Annotated in this window: 16 protein-coding genes; 12 read left to right on the top strand and 4 right to left on the bottom strand. The window is 36.1% G+C overall.

What is annotated here, in order from left to right; translation table 11 throughout:
• Positions 1–35 precede the first annotated feature (35 nt).
• A complete protein-coding gene (gene dnaG, locus H599_RS0100590; RefSeq protein ID WP_026712338.1) occupies positions 36–2090 on the top strand; it encodes a DNA primase in 2055 nt (684 codons plus the stop codon).
• A 1-nt stretch (position 2091) separates the two neighbouring features.
• Here the strand turns inward: dnaG and H599_RS0100585 are convergent, their stop codons facing one another.
• Together H599_RS0100585 and nadE are read right to left on the bottom strand one after the other, a co-directional pair.
• The gene (locus H599_RS0100585) at positions 2092–2721 is read right to left on the bottom strand and encodes a response regulator transcription factor (RefSeq protein WP_026712337.1); all 630 of its coding nucleotides are present in this window, start codon (positions 2719–2721) and stop codon (positions 2092–2094) included.
• A gap of 98 nt (positions 2722–2819) precedes the next feature.
• Positions 2820–3620, bottom strand: a complete 801-nt coding sequence (nadE, locus tag H599_RS0100580; RefSeq protein ID WP_026712336.1) for an NAD(+) synthase — start codon at positions 3618–3620, stop codon at positions 2820–2822.
• 102 nt (positions 3621–3722) lie between these two features.
• Between nadE and gldB the strand changes: the two genes are divergently transcribed.
• Together gldB and gldC are read left to right on the top strand one after the other, a co-directional pair.
• Complete coding sequence (gene gldB / locus H599_RS0100575; protein WP_026712335.1) at positions 3723–4688, top strand: gliding motility lipoprotein GldB; 966 nt, start codon at positions 3723–3725, stop codon at positions 4686–4688.
• Entirely contained in the window at positions 4688–5023 is a 336-nt protein-coding gene (gldC, locus tag H599_RS0100570) for a gliding motility protein GldC (protein WP_026712334.1), read from the top strand. The genes gldB and gldC overlap by 1 nt, the downstream gene beginning before the upstream one ends.
• A gap of 148 nt (positions 5024–5171) precedes the next feature.
• Here gldC and yihA read toward each other — a convergent pair whose 3' ends face one another.
• Complete coding sequence (yihA, locus tag H599_RS0100565; protein ID WP_026712333.1) at positions 5172–5789, bottom strand: ribosome biogenesis GTP-binding protein YihA/YsxC; 618 nt, start codon at positions 5787–5789, stop codon at positions 5172–5174.
• A 23-nt stretch (positions 5790–5812) separates the two neighbouring features.
• Entirely contained in the window at positions 5813–6577 is a 765-nt protein-coding gene (locus H599_RS0100560) for an alpha/beta fold hydrolase (RefSeq protein ID WP_026712332.1), read from the bottom strand.
• Between the two features lie 379 nt (positions 6578–6956).
• Here H599_RS0100560 and mraZ point away from each other — a divergent pair, with 379 nt between their 5' ends.
• From mraZ to murG, 9 genes are all read left to right on the top strand, one after another.
• Positions 6957–7427 (top strand): division/cell wall cluster transcriptional repressor MraZ, encoded by a 471-nt coding sequence (gene mraZ, locus H599_RS0100550; RefSeq protein WP_026712331.1) that lies wholly within the window; start codon positions 6957–6959, stop codon positions 7425–7427.
• The gene (gene rsmH / locus H599_RS0100545; protein ID WP_211253728.1) at positions 7402–8310 is read left to right on the top strand and encodes a 16S rRNA (cytosine(1402)-N(4))-methyltransferase RsmH; all 909 of its coding nucleotides are present in this window, start codon (positions 7402–7404) and stop codon (positions 8308–8310) included. The genes mraZ and rsmH overlap by 26 nt, the downstream gene beginning before the upstream one ends.
• 3 nt (positions 8311–8313) lie before the next feature.
• Complete coding sequence (locus H599_RS0100540; protein ID WP_026712329.1) at positions 8314–8661, top strand: FtsL-like putative cell division protein; 348 nt, start codon at positions 8314–8316, stop codon at positions 8659–8661.
• Complete coding sequence (locus tag H599_RS0100535) at positions 8652–10655, top strand: penicillin-binding protein (protein ID WP_026712328.1); 2004 nt, start codon at positions 8652–8654, stop codon at positions 10653–10655. The genes H599_RS0100540 and H599_RS0100535 overlap by 10 nt, the downstream gene beginning before the upstream one ends.
• Positions 10655–12115 carry a UDP-N-acetylmuramoyl-L-alanyl-D-glutamate--2,6-diaminopimelate ligase gene (locus H599_RS0100530; RefSeq protein ID WP_026712327.1) on the top strand — a complete coding sequence of 487 codons (1461 nt, stop codon included), beginning with the start codon at positions 10655–10657 and terminating at the stop codon, positions 12113–12115. The genes H599_RS0100535 and H599_RS0100530 overlap by 1 nt, the downstream gene beginning before the upstream one ends.
• A gap of 80 nt (positions 12116–12195) precedes the next feature.
• Positions 12196–13425: a phospho-N-acetylmuramoyl-pentapeptide-transferase gene (gene mraY, locus H599_RS0100525; RefSeq protein WP_026712326.1), complete on the top strand. Its 1230-nt coding sequence runs from the start codon at positions 12196–12198 to the stop codon at positions 13423–13425.
• Position 13426: 1 nt separating this feature from the next.
• The gene (murD, locus tag H599_RS0100520; RefSeq protein ID WP_026712325.1) at positions 13427–14758 is read left to right on the top strand and encodes a UDP-N-acetylmuramoyl-L-alanine--D-glutamate ligase; all 1332 of its coding nucleotides are present in this window, start codon (positions 13427–13429) and stop codon (positions 14756–14758) included.
• A gap of 95 nt (positions 14759–14853) precedes the next feature.
• Positions 14854–16149 carry an FtsW/RodA/SpoVE family cell cycle protein gene (locus H599_RS0100515; RefSeq protein ID WP_026712324.1) on the top strand — a complete coding sequence of 432 codons (1296 nt, stop codon included), beginning with the start codon at positions 14854–14856 and terminating at the stop codon, positions 16147–16149.
• A 34-nt stretch (positions 16150–16183) separates the two neighbouring features.
• Positions 16184–17278, top strand: coding sequence for an undecaprenyldiphospho-muramoylpentapeptide beta-N-acetylglucosaminyltransferase (gene murG, locus H599_RS0100510; RefSeq protein WP_026712323.1), 1095 nt, complete (start codon positions 16184–16186; stop codon positions 17276–17278).

The raw sequence follows: 17278 nt of genomic DNA, 5'->3' as shown, positions 1-17278 counted from the left end.
GTATCTTTGACCTTTCCAACTTTATCTTTAAAAAATTGATTTCAAAAGCTACCATAGATACTGTTTTCGAAACTGCCCGAGTTGAGGAAGTTATTGGTGATTTTGTACAGTTAAAACGTGCAGGAAGTAATTTCAAAGGGCTGAGTCCGTTTTCTGATGAGCGATCGCCATCGTTTATGGTATCGCCTGCAAAAGGAATCTGGAAGGATTTTAGCTCGGGAAAAGGAGGTAATGCGGTAGCTTTTTTGATGGAACACTCGCATTTTACCTATCCTGAGGCCATTCGGTATCTGGCTAAAAAATATAATATCGAAATTGAAGAAACCGAACAAACGGATGCCGAAAAAGCCAATATGGATGCGCGGGAAAGTATGTATTTGGTTTCTGAATTTGCAAAAGATTATTTTCATAAAACGCTTCTTAATACCGAAGAAGGACAAGCTATCGGACTTTCGTATTTTAAAGAAAGAGGATTTACTACCGAAACGATTAAAAAATTCAGTTTAGGATATTCACCTGAAACATGGGATGCTTTGACGAAAGAGGCTTTGGGCAAAGGGTATAAACTCGAATTTTTGGAAAGTACCGGATTGACAATTCCAAGAGAAGACAGACCTTTTGACCGCTTCAAAGGTAGGGTGATGTTCCCGATTCAGAGTATGTCAGGGCGAATTTTAGGTTTTGGTGGCCGAATTTTAACGAATGATAAAAAAGCTGCAAAATATCTGAATTCGCCGGAGAGTGAAATTTATCATAAGAGTAAGGTTTTATACGGAATTTTTCAGGCAAAGCAGTCTATTGCTAAGCTGAATAACTGTTTTTTAGTGGAAGGTTATACCGATGTGATTCAGTTTAATCAGGCTGGAATAGAGAATGTTGTGGCTTCTTCAGGAACTGCATTGACGCCGGATCAGATTCGATTGATAAACCGATTGACTCGAAATATCACGGTGCTTTTTGATGGTGATGCAGCCGGACTTCGCGCTTCTATCCGAGGAATCGATTTGATTTTGGAAGAAGGAATGAATGTTAAAGTTTGTGCTTTTCCCGATGGAGAAGATCCGGACAGTTTTGCCAAAAAAACACCTTATGATGACTTAGTTGCCTATTTAGAAACGAATGCGAAGGATTTTATTCAGTTCAAAGCTTCCCTTTTGATGGATGAGGCCAAGAACGATCCTATCAAAAAAGCTGACTTAATTCGCGATATGGTAGGAAGTATTTCTAAAATTCCGGATCGTATTCAACGCGAAGTTTATATTCAGGAGTGTTCCCGAATCATGGATATTTCGGAGCAGGTGCTTATTAGTACTTTGGCGCAGCTCATTCAAAAAGATATTGCCGAAGTTGCTAAAAAGCAAAAGCAGGAGCTGAGACCATTTCAAGTCCATAGAAACCAAAACCCTGCAAATACAGGTTTTTCTGGAGGAGATCCGGAAGATCCCAGAACCGGGCCACCAGAGGATTATCCGGGAGAACCGGGATATTCCAGTGAGCCTTCGGAAAAAGTAGATGTCTTGTATCGCTTAGAGCGAAAAATAATTGAGATTTTACTTTTGTACGGAGATAAAACGGAAGAGTTTGAAGATATTTTAATGAAGACCAATGAGGATGGCGAAATTGTAAATGTGAGCCATATGAAATCCTATAAAGTTTTTCAACGTATCTATCTGAGTTTGCAGGAAGATGAAGTCGAATTAGCTAATCCGATGTTTCGTGGGATTTTTAACGATTTGATTAATTATTACCTTCAAAATGAAAAATTCAGTTTGGAGCACTATTTAATGCAATTACCTTCTGAATATGCGCAGGAAGTAACCGATATTTTGATGGAAGATGAACGTTTGGTCATGCACAATTGGGAAGGTCAAAATATTTTTCCTAAGACAAAGCAGGAAACCGTAGCTCAAAATGTTTCCGAAACTATTTTAACGATGCGATGGTATCTGGTTGGGCGAATTATAGAGGAATTAAAAAACTCCATATCACCTGATCAGGATAATATGGAGTCTTTAATGATGATTAGAGACTATAACGAATTGACTCGTGCTTTTTCAAAAAAACTCGGTCGAGTTATGTCTCGTTTTTAGATTAAACAATCTCTAAACTTTTAGCCTTATTTACTAAGTCAACTAAGTTAGTTACGTTTAATTTAGTTAATAAACGTAGTTTGTAAGTACTAATTGTTTTTTCGTTAAGACCTAAGATTTCAGCAATCTCGTGGTTTTTCTTTCCTCCGCTTAAATAACGTAAAACCTCTACCTCACGGTTAGAAAGTTTACGGTATAGACGTTCGCTTTTGCTTTGTTTCGCTATTAAAGCCAGGTTTTTCTTAACCGTTTCGTTCATGATAATTTTACCTTGATGAACTTTGACTATAGATTGTCCTAAAGTTTCCAATTTTTCTTTTTTGTGTACATATCCGGCAACACCTGCTTTGATAGCGTTTGGTGCATAAATTTGTTCAGATAGACCACTGAAAATAATAATTTTGGTTTTTGGAAAATCCTTTAAAAGCGATTTTACTTCAAAAATACTGGAGAGTCCCTCCAATTCTAAGTCTAAAATTAAGACGTCAATTTCTTTTGTTGAAAGAATATCCCGAATCATCGAAAAACTACCAACATTGGCAGAAATTGAGATTTCAGAATGGTCTTTGAAGTAAGATTTTACTCCGAAATGCACTACCGGAAAATTATCGGCCAGACAAACTTTAATCATGATTTTTATTTTTTAGGGTTGTTTTTTTTTATATGAATTGTATGTATAAAATTAGGAAAAAAAATGGAATAATTTTATTTTTAATGGATAAAATCGTATTAATTCCGATTAATTACACAAACAGGTATTGGATTCATCTTGTGTTGGTTGATGGTGTTGAGTTTTTTGTAGATTTTAAACACCTCTTTTTCTCTTTCGGTATAATTATCTGAAGGACTGTTGTTTTGGTCTTCCATCATAGCCCATTCTAATTCGTCGTAACTTGCACCTAATTGTTGTTCGTCTGTTTTTTCATCTCCAAACAAACCGTCGGATGGCTGAGCCGTCAAAATAGATTCAGGGACTTTTAAATAAGCAGCCAGAGCAAATACGTCCGATTTCATTAAATCGGCAATTGGACTTAAATCGACACCGCCATCGCCGTATTTAGTATAGAAACCAACTCCGAAATCTTCTACTTTATTTCCGGTACCGGCAACCAAAAGGCTGTGAACTCCTGCATAGTAATATAAGGTTGTCATTCTTAAACGGGCGCGTGAGTTGGCAAGAGTTAGGTTGAGTTTGTGTTCTTCAAAGTTTGTAGGAACTTCTTTTTTGAAAGCTTCAAAAACAGCCGTTAAATCACTTTGAATACTGCTAACGTTTGGGAAACGTTTTTTTAATTGTTCAATATGTTCTTTAGCACGGCTAACATGGCTTTTGTGTTGGTGAATGGGCATTTCAACGCATAAAACCTGAAGTCCGGTTTGAGCACATAAAGTTGAGGTTACAGCCGAATCTACACCTCCGGAAATTCCCACTACAAAACCATTTACTTTTGTGGTTTCTGCGTATGATTTGAGCCAGTTAACAATGTGAGCGTTTACTTCTTCAACTTTAATACTGCTTTTTTTAGTCATAATTGTTCCAATTTTAGTTGTCAGGAATGTATCTTTGTGCATGATTTTTCGGTTAATCTGCTGGTTATCCTGACGCAATGCTGCAAATTTAATTAAAATAAAATGAAAACGTATGTAAATTTCTTAGTTCTCTTGTTCTTTTTTTTCTCTTGTAATACTAAAAATAAGACAGAAAAGGCAGTTGAAGCTATTTCTGTAGATTTGCAAGTGATCCGATTTGATAAAATATTTTTTGAAACGGAACCTAAAGATTTGCCTAAAATTAAAAAGGAATTTCCCTTTTTCTTCCCTGCCGGAAATGACGATGCGGTTTGGTTGGAGAAAATGCAGCATCCGCTTTGGAGAGAATTATACGGTGAAGTTCAAAAGAAGTTTTCAGACTTTGATCCTTATAAATTGGAGATTGAAGGTGTTTTTAAACGCATCAAGTATCATTTTCCAAAAGTTCAAACACCAAAGAAAATTTTCACAGTTATTTCGGAGATGGATTATAATAATAAGGTAATCTATGCCGATAGTTTATTGATTGTTTCTCTCGAAATGTATTTGGGAAAAGAACATAAGTTTTATCAGTTTCCAAATTACATCAAGCAAAATTTTGAGCCTAAGCAAATGATGCCGGATGTGGTGGAAAGTTTTGCTAAAAGGAAAATGATGTCCGAAAGGGATAAAAGTTATTTGGCGGCGATGGTTCAGGCTGGAAAAGAGTTGTATTTAAAAGATATGTTGTTGCCGGAAGATGAATATAAAGATGAAGATAAAATAGGTTACACTCCGGAACAGCTGTTGTGGTGTCAGGAAAATGAAAGTTATATTTGGCGTTATTTTATTGATGGGCAATTGTTGTATGATGATAATCCGAAATTAGTTTCCCGATTTATCAGTCCGGCGCCATTTTCTAAATTTTATCTGGAAATTGATAATGAATCGCCTGGAAAAGTAGGTGCCTGGATAGGATGGCAAATTGTTCGTTCGTATATGAAAAATAATGAAGTATCTTTGCCGGAGTTAATGCGGGTTTCTGCTAAAGAAATTTTTGAAAAGTCAAATTATAAACCTAAGAAATAATGTCAAACGCACATAAATCGGAAATTAATTTTCTGGTAGAATTAGATGAAAACCGAATTCCTGAAAAATTATACTGGACGGCAAAAGACGGCGGAGTAGAAATGGAGGAATCCAAAGCTATTATGTTATCGGTTTGGGATAGTAAAGCTAAAGAAAGCATGCGCATTGATTTGTGGACCAAAGATATGCCGGTGGATGAGATGAAAGTTTTCTTTCATCAGACTTTAGTGGCGATGTCGGATACTTTTCAGCGTGCCACCGGAGACGAAAAAATGTCGGCAACGATGAAAGATTTCTGCGAATATTTTGCTGAAAAATTAGAGTTGACAAAATAATCTCAAAGTTTCGGGATGAAAAAATCTTGTAAAAAATCCCAAATTCCAAGCTTTTAGCAAATGGAATTTGGGATTTTTTCGATTTTATTTTTTGGAATTTGGAATTTGGAATTTGGAATTTGGAATTTCTAAAATTGGAATTTAAAATTTAAAATCCGTTGTTATTGAAAATTTCCTGATTGACTTCGTCTATATAATTTAGGAGTTGTTCTTTTCCGGTTCCTTCGCTTGATGAGGTTACAAAGTAAGGCGGCATTTCGGCCCAGTTATTGGCAAACATTTGTTTGCGGTAAGCGGCAATATGCGAATCAATTTTAGTTTTGCTGATTTTATCGGCTTTGGTAAAAATGATGCAAAACGGAATTTCGCTTTCGCCCATAAAGCTCATAAATTCAATATCAATCTTCTGAGCTTCATGACGGATGTCGATTAGTACAAAAGCGCAGGCCAGCTGTTCTCTTCTTTCAAAATAATCGGTAATGAATTGTTGAAAAACCGATTTAGTTTTCTTAGAAACTTTGGCATAACCATAACCTGGTAAATCTACTAAAAACCAGTTTTTGTTGATTAAAAAATGATTAATTAGCTGTGTTTTTCCTGGTTTTCCAGAGGTTTTAGCTAAATTTTTGTTGTTGGTCAGCATGTTGATTAATGATGACTTCCCAACGTTTGACCTGCCTATAAAAGCATATTCGGGCAAAAAATCCTTAGGACATTTGCTTACATCAGAGTTGCTAATTATAAATTCGGCGGTATTGATTTTCATTTTATATTTTGTTTAAAAAAGGCTTATAAATTGGTTTTTTTAAGCCATTCTTCTAATAAATTGTTGAATTCGTCCGGATGTTCCATCATGGCAGCGTGTCCGCATTTGTCAATCCAGTACAAACTTGAATTTGGTAATAATTTGTTGAATTCTGTGGCTACTTCAGGAGGAGTAACCTTGTCATTTTTTCCCCAAATAATACAGGTTTGTACGTGCATTTTTGGTAAATCTTTAGCCATGTTGTGACGAATAGCACTCTTAGCGATGGTTAAAGTTTTGATTAACTTAATGCGATCGTTTACGGTTGCATACACTTCGTCAATTAATTCCGGAGTAGCAATTTTAGGGTCATAAAAGACATCTTCTGCTTTTTTCTTGATGTATTCATAATCGCCACGTTTTGGGTAACTGTCGCCCATGGCGCTTTCATAAAGTCCTGAACTACCTGTAATTACCAGTCCGGCAACTTTTTCGGGATACATTTTGGTATGGTACAATGCTATGTGACCGCCTAATGAATTACCTAAAAGAATTACGCGGTCAAAACCCTTAAAAGTGATAAAGTCCTTTACGTATTTGGCAAAGGCTTTTACGTTAGTTTTTAGAAGGCTTTGGGTGTATATGGGTAAATCCGGAATTACAATTTTGTATCCTTTGTCAGAGAAGTAACGTGCTACGCCATCAAAGTTGCTTAGGCCGCCCATCAATCCGTGTAAGATAACAATCGGGGTGCCTTCTCCTGCTTCATAATAGCTGTATTTGCCTTCTTTTTTATAGTTTTTCTCCATGCTTTTGAATGCGAATTTCAATTTTGACAAATATAGGATTTAATCAGTTAAAAAAGTTTTTGAAAACACTTTTTGGGGATAATATTTTGAATTTTTAGGGCTTTTTGCTTGGTGTTGTTTGTTATGTTGTTGAGACTCTTGTGTTTTTTTGTGAAAATATTGTGTTTTTTCTAATGTTAAATTGGTGGTTTTTTGGGGGGATTTTTTTGTATAAAATTCTGTTGCTTGTTAGAAAAGAGAATTGGGCTAATATTCTGATAGTCTAAAAATTAAGGGTTTTGTGTTGAAAGTGGGTAAACTTATCAACAAAGTGGTAGAAAGTGGTAAAAGGTGGTAAATTTTTTTATATTTTTGCTCTATATCATTTAAGAACTGTTTTTTGAATACAATTGTAGGGACATACGAGTGTAAAGTTGATGCTAAAGGGAGGGTGTTGTTGCCTGCTCCTTTGAAAAAGCAATTGGCTGCATCGCTTCAGGACGGATTTGTCTTGAAGCGCTCGGTATTTCAGTCCTGTTTGGAATTGTATCCAATGGAAGAATGGAATTTGATGATGCAAAAAATCAACAAACTCAATCGGTTTGTAAAGAAGAACAATGATTTTATCCGAAAATTTACTGCCGGAGTAAAAGTGGTAGAGATTGATGCTTTAGGCCGTTTATTGGTTCCAAAGGATTTAGTGAATTTTGCCAATATTACTAAAGATGTTGTGTTTTCATCGGCGGTAAATATTGTGGAAATCTGGGATAAAGATTTGTATGAGCAGTCTATAGATGACGGAGTTGATTTCGCAGATTTGGCTGAAGAAGTAATGGGTAATATAAATGACGACGAAAATGGAATATCATAATCCGGTTTTGCTTAAAGAGACGGTTGACGGTTTGAATATCAAGCCGGATGGTGTGTATGTGGATGTGACTTTTGGCGGTGGTGGTCATTCGAAAGAGATTTTAAGACGATTAGGTCCAAATGGAAAATTATTCGCTTTTGACCAGGATGAAGATGCTTTGGCTAACGCACTTGCAGACGAACGATTTGTTTTGATTAATGAGAATTTTAGATATATCAAACGTTTTTTACGTTTTCACGGAGTGCGAAGTGTGGATGGAATCTTGGGGGATTTAGGTGTTTCTTCACATCAGTTTGATGTGCCGGAAAGAGGTTTTTCTACCCGATTTGATGCGGAATTAGATATGAGAATGAGTCAAAAAAATGACTTAGATGCTTATAAAGTGGTAAATGAATATGATGATGCCAGTTTAAGACGTGTTTTTTATGATTATGGTGAATTAAAAAATGCACCGGCTTTATCAAGAACGATAATAGAAGCCCGCTTACACCGACCAATAAAAACTACTGACGAACTGAAAGATGCTTTAGCGAAATATTTGCCAGAGAAAGTTAGAAATAAAGTGTTGGCACAAATTTATCAGGCGATTCGGATTGAAGTAAACCAGGAAATGGATGTTTTGAAAGAGTTTTTAGAGCAATCCTTAGAAATATTAAATCCGGGAGGAAGATTGAGCGTGATTTCCTATCATTCTCTCGAAGATCGTTTGGTAAAGCGTTTTATGAAAAACGGAATGTTTGAAGGCGAACCGGAACGGGACTTTTTTGGGAATTATTCTGTGCCGTTTAAATTAATAGGAAAGCTGATAATTCCCAATGAGGAAGAAATAAAAATAAACAACAGAGCCCGAAGTGCTAAATTAAGAATTGCAGAAAAGATTTAGAGGATGAAGATGAGTATTTACAATCTGTTAAAAGCAAGGTTTTTAATCGATGAAGATGCGATAAAAAATTGGCGTTTTATTGTTTTTTTGATTGTTCTGGCAATTATTATGATTGCAAATACACAGCGTTACGAACAAAAGGTTTTTAAAATTGCCGAATTAGCATCAGAAGTAAAAGAGTTACGCTCGGAATTTGTGGACAGGCGTTCGGAATTAATGAAACTGAGAATGGAATCGACCGTTTCTGAGAAAATGGAAGAAAGACAAATTTTTCCATCGACAGTTCCGCCGGTGAAGATAAAAGTAAATAAAGAAGAAGATAAAAGTTTCCTTAAGAAATTATGGCAGTAGAAGATAAATACATATCGTACCGAATTTATCTGGTTGCTTGTGCTATTTTTTTGATGGCATTAGCGGTTGCTGTAAAGTTGACAAATATTCAGTGGGTTGAAGGAGATTATTATCGCGAATTGGCTAAGGAAAGAACGGTGAAGAATTTTGTAATTCCGGCTAATAAAGGAAATATTTATTCTTCTGACGGAAGTTTGTTAGCTACTTCGATACCTAAATATATTATTCGTTTTGATGCTTTAGCGCCTAAAAAAGAAGATTTTGAAAATAATGTCAGAGCATTATCGGATTCCTTAGCAACAATTTTAGGTAAGTCGTCCTATTATTATCAAAATGAATTAAGAAAGGCCAGAGCTAATAACAATCGTTATTTTTTAATCGCACGTGATTTAAGTTATACCGATTATATGAAGATTAAAAGTTTTCCTTTGTTCGAATTAGGTTCCTACAAAGGAGGAATTATAGTTGATCAGAAAACCGTTCGTGAGCATCCGATTGGGAAAATTGCCGAAAGAACCATTGGTTACGAAAGAACATACGATGCGGGACATTCAGACGGAAAAGGAATCGAATGGGCTTACAAAGATTATTTGAATGGTAAAGACGGCCGAATTTTAAAACAAAAAATTGCCAAAGGACAGTGGAAACCTATTCGCGACCAGAACGAAGTAGATCCGTTAGACGGCTATGATGTGATTTCAACCATCGATGTTTATATTCAGGACATTGCGCATCATGCTTTGTTGAAACAATTAGAAGATTATGAGGCTGATCATGGTTGTGTGGTGGTGATGGAAACGCATACCGGAAAAGTTAGAGCTATTGCTAATTTAGGAAGAGCCAATGACGGAACCTATTATGAAACGACTAATTATGCTGTTGCCGAATCCCACGAACCGGGTTCTACCTTTAAATTGGTGGACTTGATGACAATTCTTGAAGACAAAGTAGCTGATACCAGTACGGTTTATGATACACACGGCGGAGAAATTCGTTATTCCGGAAAAGCAGTAAGAGATTCTCACAAAGGAGGTTATGGGAAGATTTCTTTGGCCAGAGGTTTCGAATTGTCTTCTAATACGGTTTTGGTTCAGGCGGTTTATGAAAATTACAAAAACAATCCATCCAAGTTTGTAAATCATGTGAATTCTTATGGTTTGAACAAACGCTTACACATGGATTTTAAAGGCGAAGGACGTCCTTTTATTCCACAGCCAACAGATAAAAACTGGTCGAATATTTCTCTGCCTTGGATGGCTTTTGGATACGGTGTTTCGGTTACTCCAATGCAAACTTTAGCCTATTATAATGCAGTTGCCAATGATGGTATAATGGTCAAACCTTATTTTGTTTCAGAAATCAAAGAATGGAACAAAACCATCAAAAAGATGGAGACTCAGGTGATTAATTCTAAAATTTGTTCGGATGAAACACTTTCAAAATTAAAAGCGGTTTTGAAAAATGTAGTTAAAAAAGGAACGGCTTCTAAATTATATTCTAAAGATTTTCCAATGGCCGGAAAAACAGGAACAGCTCAGGTAAATTATGGAAAACGTGACGGTTCCGGTTTGTATTATGCATCATCATTTGTTGGATATTTTCCGGCTGATGCACCAAAATATTCCTGTATTGTGGTAGTTCATAAACCTAATACGGCTAATAACAATTATTACGGAGCCGATGTGGCGGGACCTGTTTTCAAGCGTATTGCACAAAAAATTTTTACTGAGGTGCCTTCGACAAATGAAATTAAAAAATTAGACAGAAAAGTACCTAAGCAGGAACAAAGTTACAACGAATATTTTGCGAAGCTTCAGAAAAACCAGCAATTAATGCCTAATGTAAAAGGAATGCCGGGAATGGATGCCATTGCTTTATTGGAAAATTTAGGATTACAAGTAAGAGCAAAAGGAATTGGAAAAGTAAAAAGTCAATCCTTGCAGGCAGGACAAAATATTAGAAAAAACACAACTATAACCTTAGAATTATTGTGATTAAATTAAAAGACATATTATACCGAGTAGCAATCGACGCCGTTCACGGTTCGACAGATATTGCTATCCACAAATTGGATTTTGATTCCCGAAAAATTGAAGCTAATGATGTGTTTGTGGCTATTCGCGGTACGATTTCAGACGGACATGATTATATCCAAAAAGCAATTGACTCAGGTGCTAAAGCTGTCATCTGTGATACTTTTCCGGAGCAGTTTGCCGCTGAAGTAACTTATGTAAAAGTAGATGATACCAATAAAGCCATGGCTTTTATGGCGGCTAATTATTTTGGAAATCCATCTGAAAAATTAAAATTAGTTGGGATTACCGGTACCAACGGAAAAACTACGATTGCTTCGTTGTTGTATCAATTATTCAAAAAAGCGGGTTTTAAAGTTGGTTTGCTTTCTACCGTTAAAATTTTGGCAGATGATGTTGAGTATAAAGCAACGCATACCACTCCGGACTCGATTACCATTAATCATTATTTAAAAGAAATGGTTAATGCCGGTGTTGAATATTGTTTTATGGAAGTGAGTTCGCATGGAATTCACCAAAAACGTACCGAAGCCTTACATTTTGCCGGAGGTGTTTTTACCAATTTGTCGCATGATCATTTGGATTATCATCCCACTTTTGCGGAATACCGTGATGTTAAAAAATCTTTTTTCGATCATTTGCCAAAAACAGCTTTTGCCATTTCGAATATAGATGATAAAAACGGAGCCATGATGTTGCAAAATACCGTTGCTAAAAAACGTACTTATGCACTAAAATCCTATGCTGATTATAAAGCGCAAATTTTAGAAAATTTATTATCAGGTTTATTGTTGAAAATCGAAGGTAATGAAGTTTGGGTAAAACTAATTGGGGTTTTCAATGCTTATAATTTGTTGGCAATTTATGCAACGGCTATCGAATTAAGATTGGATAATTTGGAAACTCTTCGTTTGTTGTCCGAATTAGAAAGTGTTTCTGGTCGTTTTCAATATATTGTTTCTAATTCAAATGTTACTGCGATTGTAGATTATGCGCATACTCCTGATGCACTTGAAAATGTATTGAAAACCATTAATGAAGTACGTACTAAAAATGAACAATTAATCACAATTGTAGGTTGTGGTGGAAACAGAGATAAGGCGAAACGACCAATTATGGCTGGTATTGCTTCTGAATTGAGCAATAAAACCATTTTAACTTCAGATAATCCGCGAGACGAAGATCCGGAAGTGATTATTGCTGAGATGGAAAAAGGAGTGCCGCCTCAAAATCATAAAAAAGTTTTTGCTGTAACCGACAGAAAACAAGCGATTAAAATTGCCTGTCAATTGGCACAGCCAAATGATATTATTTTAATTGCCGGAAAAGGACATGAAACCTATCAGGAAATCAAGGGTGTGCGTACTGATTTTGACGATATGAAAATTGTTAAAGAAATTTTAGAAGAACTGGGCAAATAATAGTCTAATCGTCAAACTGATTAAAAAATAAAAAACACAACGATTACACAATTAAATATTAAACAAATAGACCAAAAGATATGCTGTATTATTTATTTGATTATTTCAACAAAGTATTAAATCTTTCCGGGACGGGAGTTTTTCAATACATTACCTTCAGATCTTCATTGGCATTTATTCTTTCGCTTTTGTTGTCAACTATTTATGGTAAAAGAGTTATTAAGTTTTTGCAAAAACAGCAGGTGGGTGAAACTATTCGTGAGTTAGGTTTGCAAGGTCAAAATGAAAAAGCAGGAACTCCAACAATGGGAGGTTTGATTATCATTTTTGCTACGCTGATACCAGTATTACTTTTTGCTAAGTTGCATAATATTTACATCGTTTTACTTATTGTTACGACTTTGTGGATGGGGACCATTGGTTTTATTGACGATTATATCAAGATTTTCAAAAAAGACAAACAGGGTTTAAAAGGAATTTTTAAAGTTGTGGGTCAGGTAGGATTAGGGTTAATTGTAGGTAGTGTATTGTATTTTAATCCTCATGTAACGGTTAGAACGGATACCGGAAAAACTGACGTTTTTAAGGTTCCTACGGAAACTGTGGTGATGCCGGCTCCTGTTGAAGAAAAATCTACAGCAACGACCATTCCTTTTTTCAAAAATAATGAGTTTGATTATGCTGAATTATTAGCTTGGACGGGTGATGGTTATCAAAAATGGGCCTGGATTATCTTTATTCCGGTTGTGATTTTTATTATCACGGCAGTTTCAAACGGAGCGAATTTAACCGATGGAATCGATGGGCTCGCAGCGGGAACTTCAGCGATTTCGGTCTTGGCGCTGGCTATTTTTACCTTCGTTTCGGGAAATATTATTTTCTCCAATTATCTCAACATTATGTACATCCCTAATTCGGGAGAAATGACGGTTTTTATTGCCGCTTTTGTTGGGGCGTTAATTGGATTTTTATGGTACAATTCATATCCCGCTTCAGTATTTATGGGAGATACAGGAAGTTTAACTATTGGTGGAGTTATTGCAGTTTTAGCGATTGCCGTTCGAAAAGAATTATTGATTCCATTATTGTGCGGAATATTTTTAGTCGAAAATTTCTCAGTCGTTCTACAGGTAAGTTATTTTAAATATACCAAGAAACGTTTTGGCGAAGGCCGGAGAATTTTCCTGATGTCGCCTTTGCATCATCATTATCAGAAGAAAGGTTATCACGAAAGTAAAATTGTAACCCGATTTTGGATTGTAGCCATCATGCTGGCCATACTTTCCATTGTTACCTTAAAACTAAGATAATATGAGATTAGTTGTATTAGGCGGTGGCGAAAGCGGCGTGGGAACAGCCATTTTAGGGAAACAAAAAGGATACGATGTTTTTGTGTCTGATTTTGGAAAAATAAAAGAAAGTTACAAAGAAGTTCTTATCCAAAATGCGATTGCCTGGGAGGATGAAAAACATACTGAATCCTTAATTCTGAATGCCGATGTGGTGATGAAAAGTCCCGGTATTCCTGAAAAAGCGCCGATTGTTAAAAAGCTGATTGAAAAAGGAATTCCGGTGATTTCTGAAATAGAATTTGCGGCTCCTTTTACAAAAGCGGTTACCATTGGGATTACGGGAAGTAATGGAAAAACAACCACTACGATGCTAACGTATCATTTGTTGAAATCGGCAGGATTGAATGTAGGACTGGCGGGAAATATCGGAAAAAGTTTTGCCGAACAGGTTGCCGAAGATAAGTACGATAGCTATGTGTTGGAGTTGAGTAGTTTTCAATTGGACGGAATTATAAATTACAAACCACATATTGCGATTATAACCAATATCAGTCCGGATCATTTAGACCGATACGATTATAAATACGAGAATTATATTGATTCGAAATTTAGAATAACGATGAATCAAACCGAAGAGGATTATCTCATTTATGATGCAGATGACGAAGCCATTTCGGATTGGTTGAAGAAGAACAAAACAAGAGCGAAATTAATTCCTTTTTCATTGACAAAAACTTTTGAAGAAGGAGCCTTTATAAAAAATAATACAATGGAAGCAATCATTAATCAGGAAGAATTTAAAATGGAAACAGAATCAATTGCCTTAGAAGGAAAACATAATTTAAAGAATGCCATGGCAGCGACTTCTGTAGCCAAATTGATGCAAATTAGAAAAGCAACAATTCGTGAGAGTTTATCTAATTTCCAGGGTGTAGAACACCGTCTTGAAAAAGTATTGAAAATTCAAAATGTACAATACATTAATGATTCTAAAGCAACCAATGTAAACGCAACTTTCTTTGCATTGGACAGTATGACGACACCAACGGTTTGGATTGTTGGAGGAGTAGACAAAGGAAATGATTATAACGAATTGATGGCTTTAGTACGTGAAAAAGTAAAAGCGATTATTTGTTTAGGTGTGGATAACAGAAAAATTATCGATGCTTTTGGAAATGTGGTTGATATTATGGTGGAGGTAAATAATATGAACGATGCTGTAAAAATGGCGCAACGTATTACCGAAAAAGGAGATACGGTTTTATTATCGCCAGCCTGTGCGAGTTTTGATTTATTTGAAAACTACGAAGACAGAGGTCGTCAGTTTAAAGCGGCAGTGCATAATTTATAAAAATAGAGTCAGAAGTTAGGAGAAGGGAGTCAGGAGTATATACAAGTTACTTATAACCCACAACCCATAACTCATAACTCATAACTAAAAAAAGAATGAAAAAACTAATAAACAGATTAAACGGAGATAAAGGGATTTGGTCTTTTGTGGCCTTATTGGCCTTGTTTTCCTTTATGCCTGTTTTTAGTGCCAGTAGTAATCTGGCTTATTTAGGGCATGGTACCGGAAATACTTTGGGTTATTTAGTGAAACATTTGGCGCATGTTGCCTGCGGTTTTGCTATTATTTATTACGTACACAAAGTCCCGTATCATTATTTCAGATCCATTTCTAAAATTGCTTTGCCTGTGGTTTGGGTTATTTTAGCCATAACCATGATTAAAGGAACCGTAATTGGTGGAGCCAATGCCAGTCGTTGGATTCAGATACCTTTTGTAGGGATTTCGTTTCAGCCTTCGGCTTTAGCGGCTTTGATTTTGTATGTTTTTGTGGCGCGGTATTTATCTAAAACCCGTACCGAACCTATCGAATTTGTACAGTCTTTAAGGGAACTTTGGTTGCCGGTCTTTATTACTTTGATATTTATTCTTCCGGCTAACTTTTCGACTACGGCATTGATTTTTTCAATGGTGTTAATGCTGGTTTTTGTTGGGAAATATCCTTTGAAATATATCGGAATTATTGTGGGCTCGGGAATTGTTTTCTTGTCCTTTTTCTGGGTGTTATCTAAAGCTTTTCCGGATGCCAAATTGTTTTCGAGGGTAAGAACCTGGGAAAGCCGAATTGAAAATTTCAGTACCAATAAACCCGACGAAGACGATTATCAGATAGAGAAAGCTAAAATTGCAATTGCTTCCGGAAAAATTTACGGTTTAGGACCTGGAAAAAGTGTGCAAAAAAACTTTTTGCCGCAATCTTCTTCCGATTTTATTTATGCCATTATTGTGGAAGAATATGGTTTGATTGGCGGACTGGGAGTGTTGGCTTTGTATTTATTGTTGTTATTTCGTTTTGTGGTTGCTTCGCATAAAGCGAATACGCTTTTTGGGAAATTGGTCGTTATCGGACTGGGTTTTCCAATGATTTTTCAGGCGATGATTAATATGGCTGTGGCAGTGGAATTATTGCCGGTTACCGGACAAACTTTGCCGCTTATCAGTAGCGGAGGAACTTCTATTTGGATGACTTGTATTTCTTTGGGAATTATTATTGGGGTAACCAAAAAAGAAGAGGAAATCGAGCAGGAACAAAAAGAAGCTGCCCGAAGAGAAGAAGCTTTACAGCGATTGATTGATGCCCAACTGGCAGCTGAAGATGAACAAAATCAAAATCAATCTTTTTCGATTGAAGATAAAACAAATAATCCGATGAATGCTGTTTTGAATAAGTAATATTCGAAACCAATAGAAATAGATTTTTATAGCAATGGGACAGTATAAATTTATATTAAGTGGCGGAGGAACCGGAGGGCATATTTATCCTGCGGTGGCAATTGCTAATGAATTAAAATCAAGATTTCCTGATGCGGAGTTTCTTTTTGTGGGAGCCCAGGATAAAATGGAAATGCAAAAAGTGCCTCAGGCAGGTTATGCTATTGAAGGTTTGTGGATTGCGGGATTGCAGCGAAAGTTGACTTTGCAAAATGCCATGTTTCCTTTAAAACTCATCAGCAGTTTGTGGAAATCCCAAAAAATTATAAAAGCATTTAAACCGGATGTGGTAATCGGGACTGGTGGTTTTGCCAGCGGACCATTATTGCAAATGGCAAATATGTTAGGAGTGCCAACATTAATTCAGGAACAAAATTCTTTCCCGGGAATTACTAATAAATTGTTGAGTAAAAAAGCGAACAAAATTTGTGTGGCTTATGAGAATCTGGAACGCTTTTTTCCAAAAGAAAAAATGATTTTAACGGGGAATCCGGTGCGTCAGGATTTGATTGCTATTGCTGATAAAAGAGCTGAGGCGATTGCTCATTTTAAATTGGGTGCCAATAAAAAAACACTTTTAGTGCTTGGCGGAAGTTTAGGTGCCAGACGAATGAATCAGTTAATTGAAAAAGAGCTGAAAAATATTTTGGCTCAAAATGTTCAGATTATCTGGCAATGCGGAAAATTGTATTTTGAAGAATATCAAAAATATAATTCTGAAAATGTTCAGGTCGCAGCTTTTATCGAAAGAATGGACTTGGTTTATGCAGCCGCTGATATTGTTATTTCCAGGGCTGGGGCTTCTTCGGTGTCGGAATTATGTATTGTAGGGAAACCGGTCATTTTTATTCCGTCGCCAAATGTTGCCGAAGATCATCAAACTAAAAATGCCAAAGCAATTGTGGATAAAAAAGGAGCTATTTTGCTTAAGGAATCCCAATTGGATGCTGAATTCAGTTTGGTTTTCGAAGCTTTATTAAAAGATCCTGAAAAGCAAAAACAGCTGAGTGAAAACATAAAAGAATTGGCTTTGCCTGAGGCAACAAAACAAATTGCCGATGAAGTAGTGAAATTAATTAGAAAGAAATAA

The organism is Flavobacterium daejeonense DSM 17708 (assembly GCF_000425425.1).
Lineage (GTDB): Bacteria > Bacteroidota > Bacteroidia > Flavobacteriales > Flavobacteriaceae > Flavobacterium > Flavobacterium daejeonense.
Note: the sequence above shows the minus strand (reverse complement) of the source record. Positions and strands in the feature narration are given on the sequence as shown.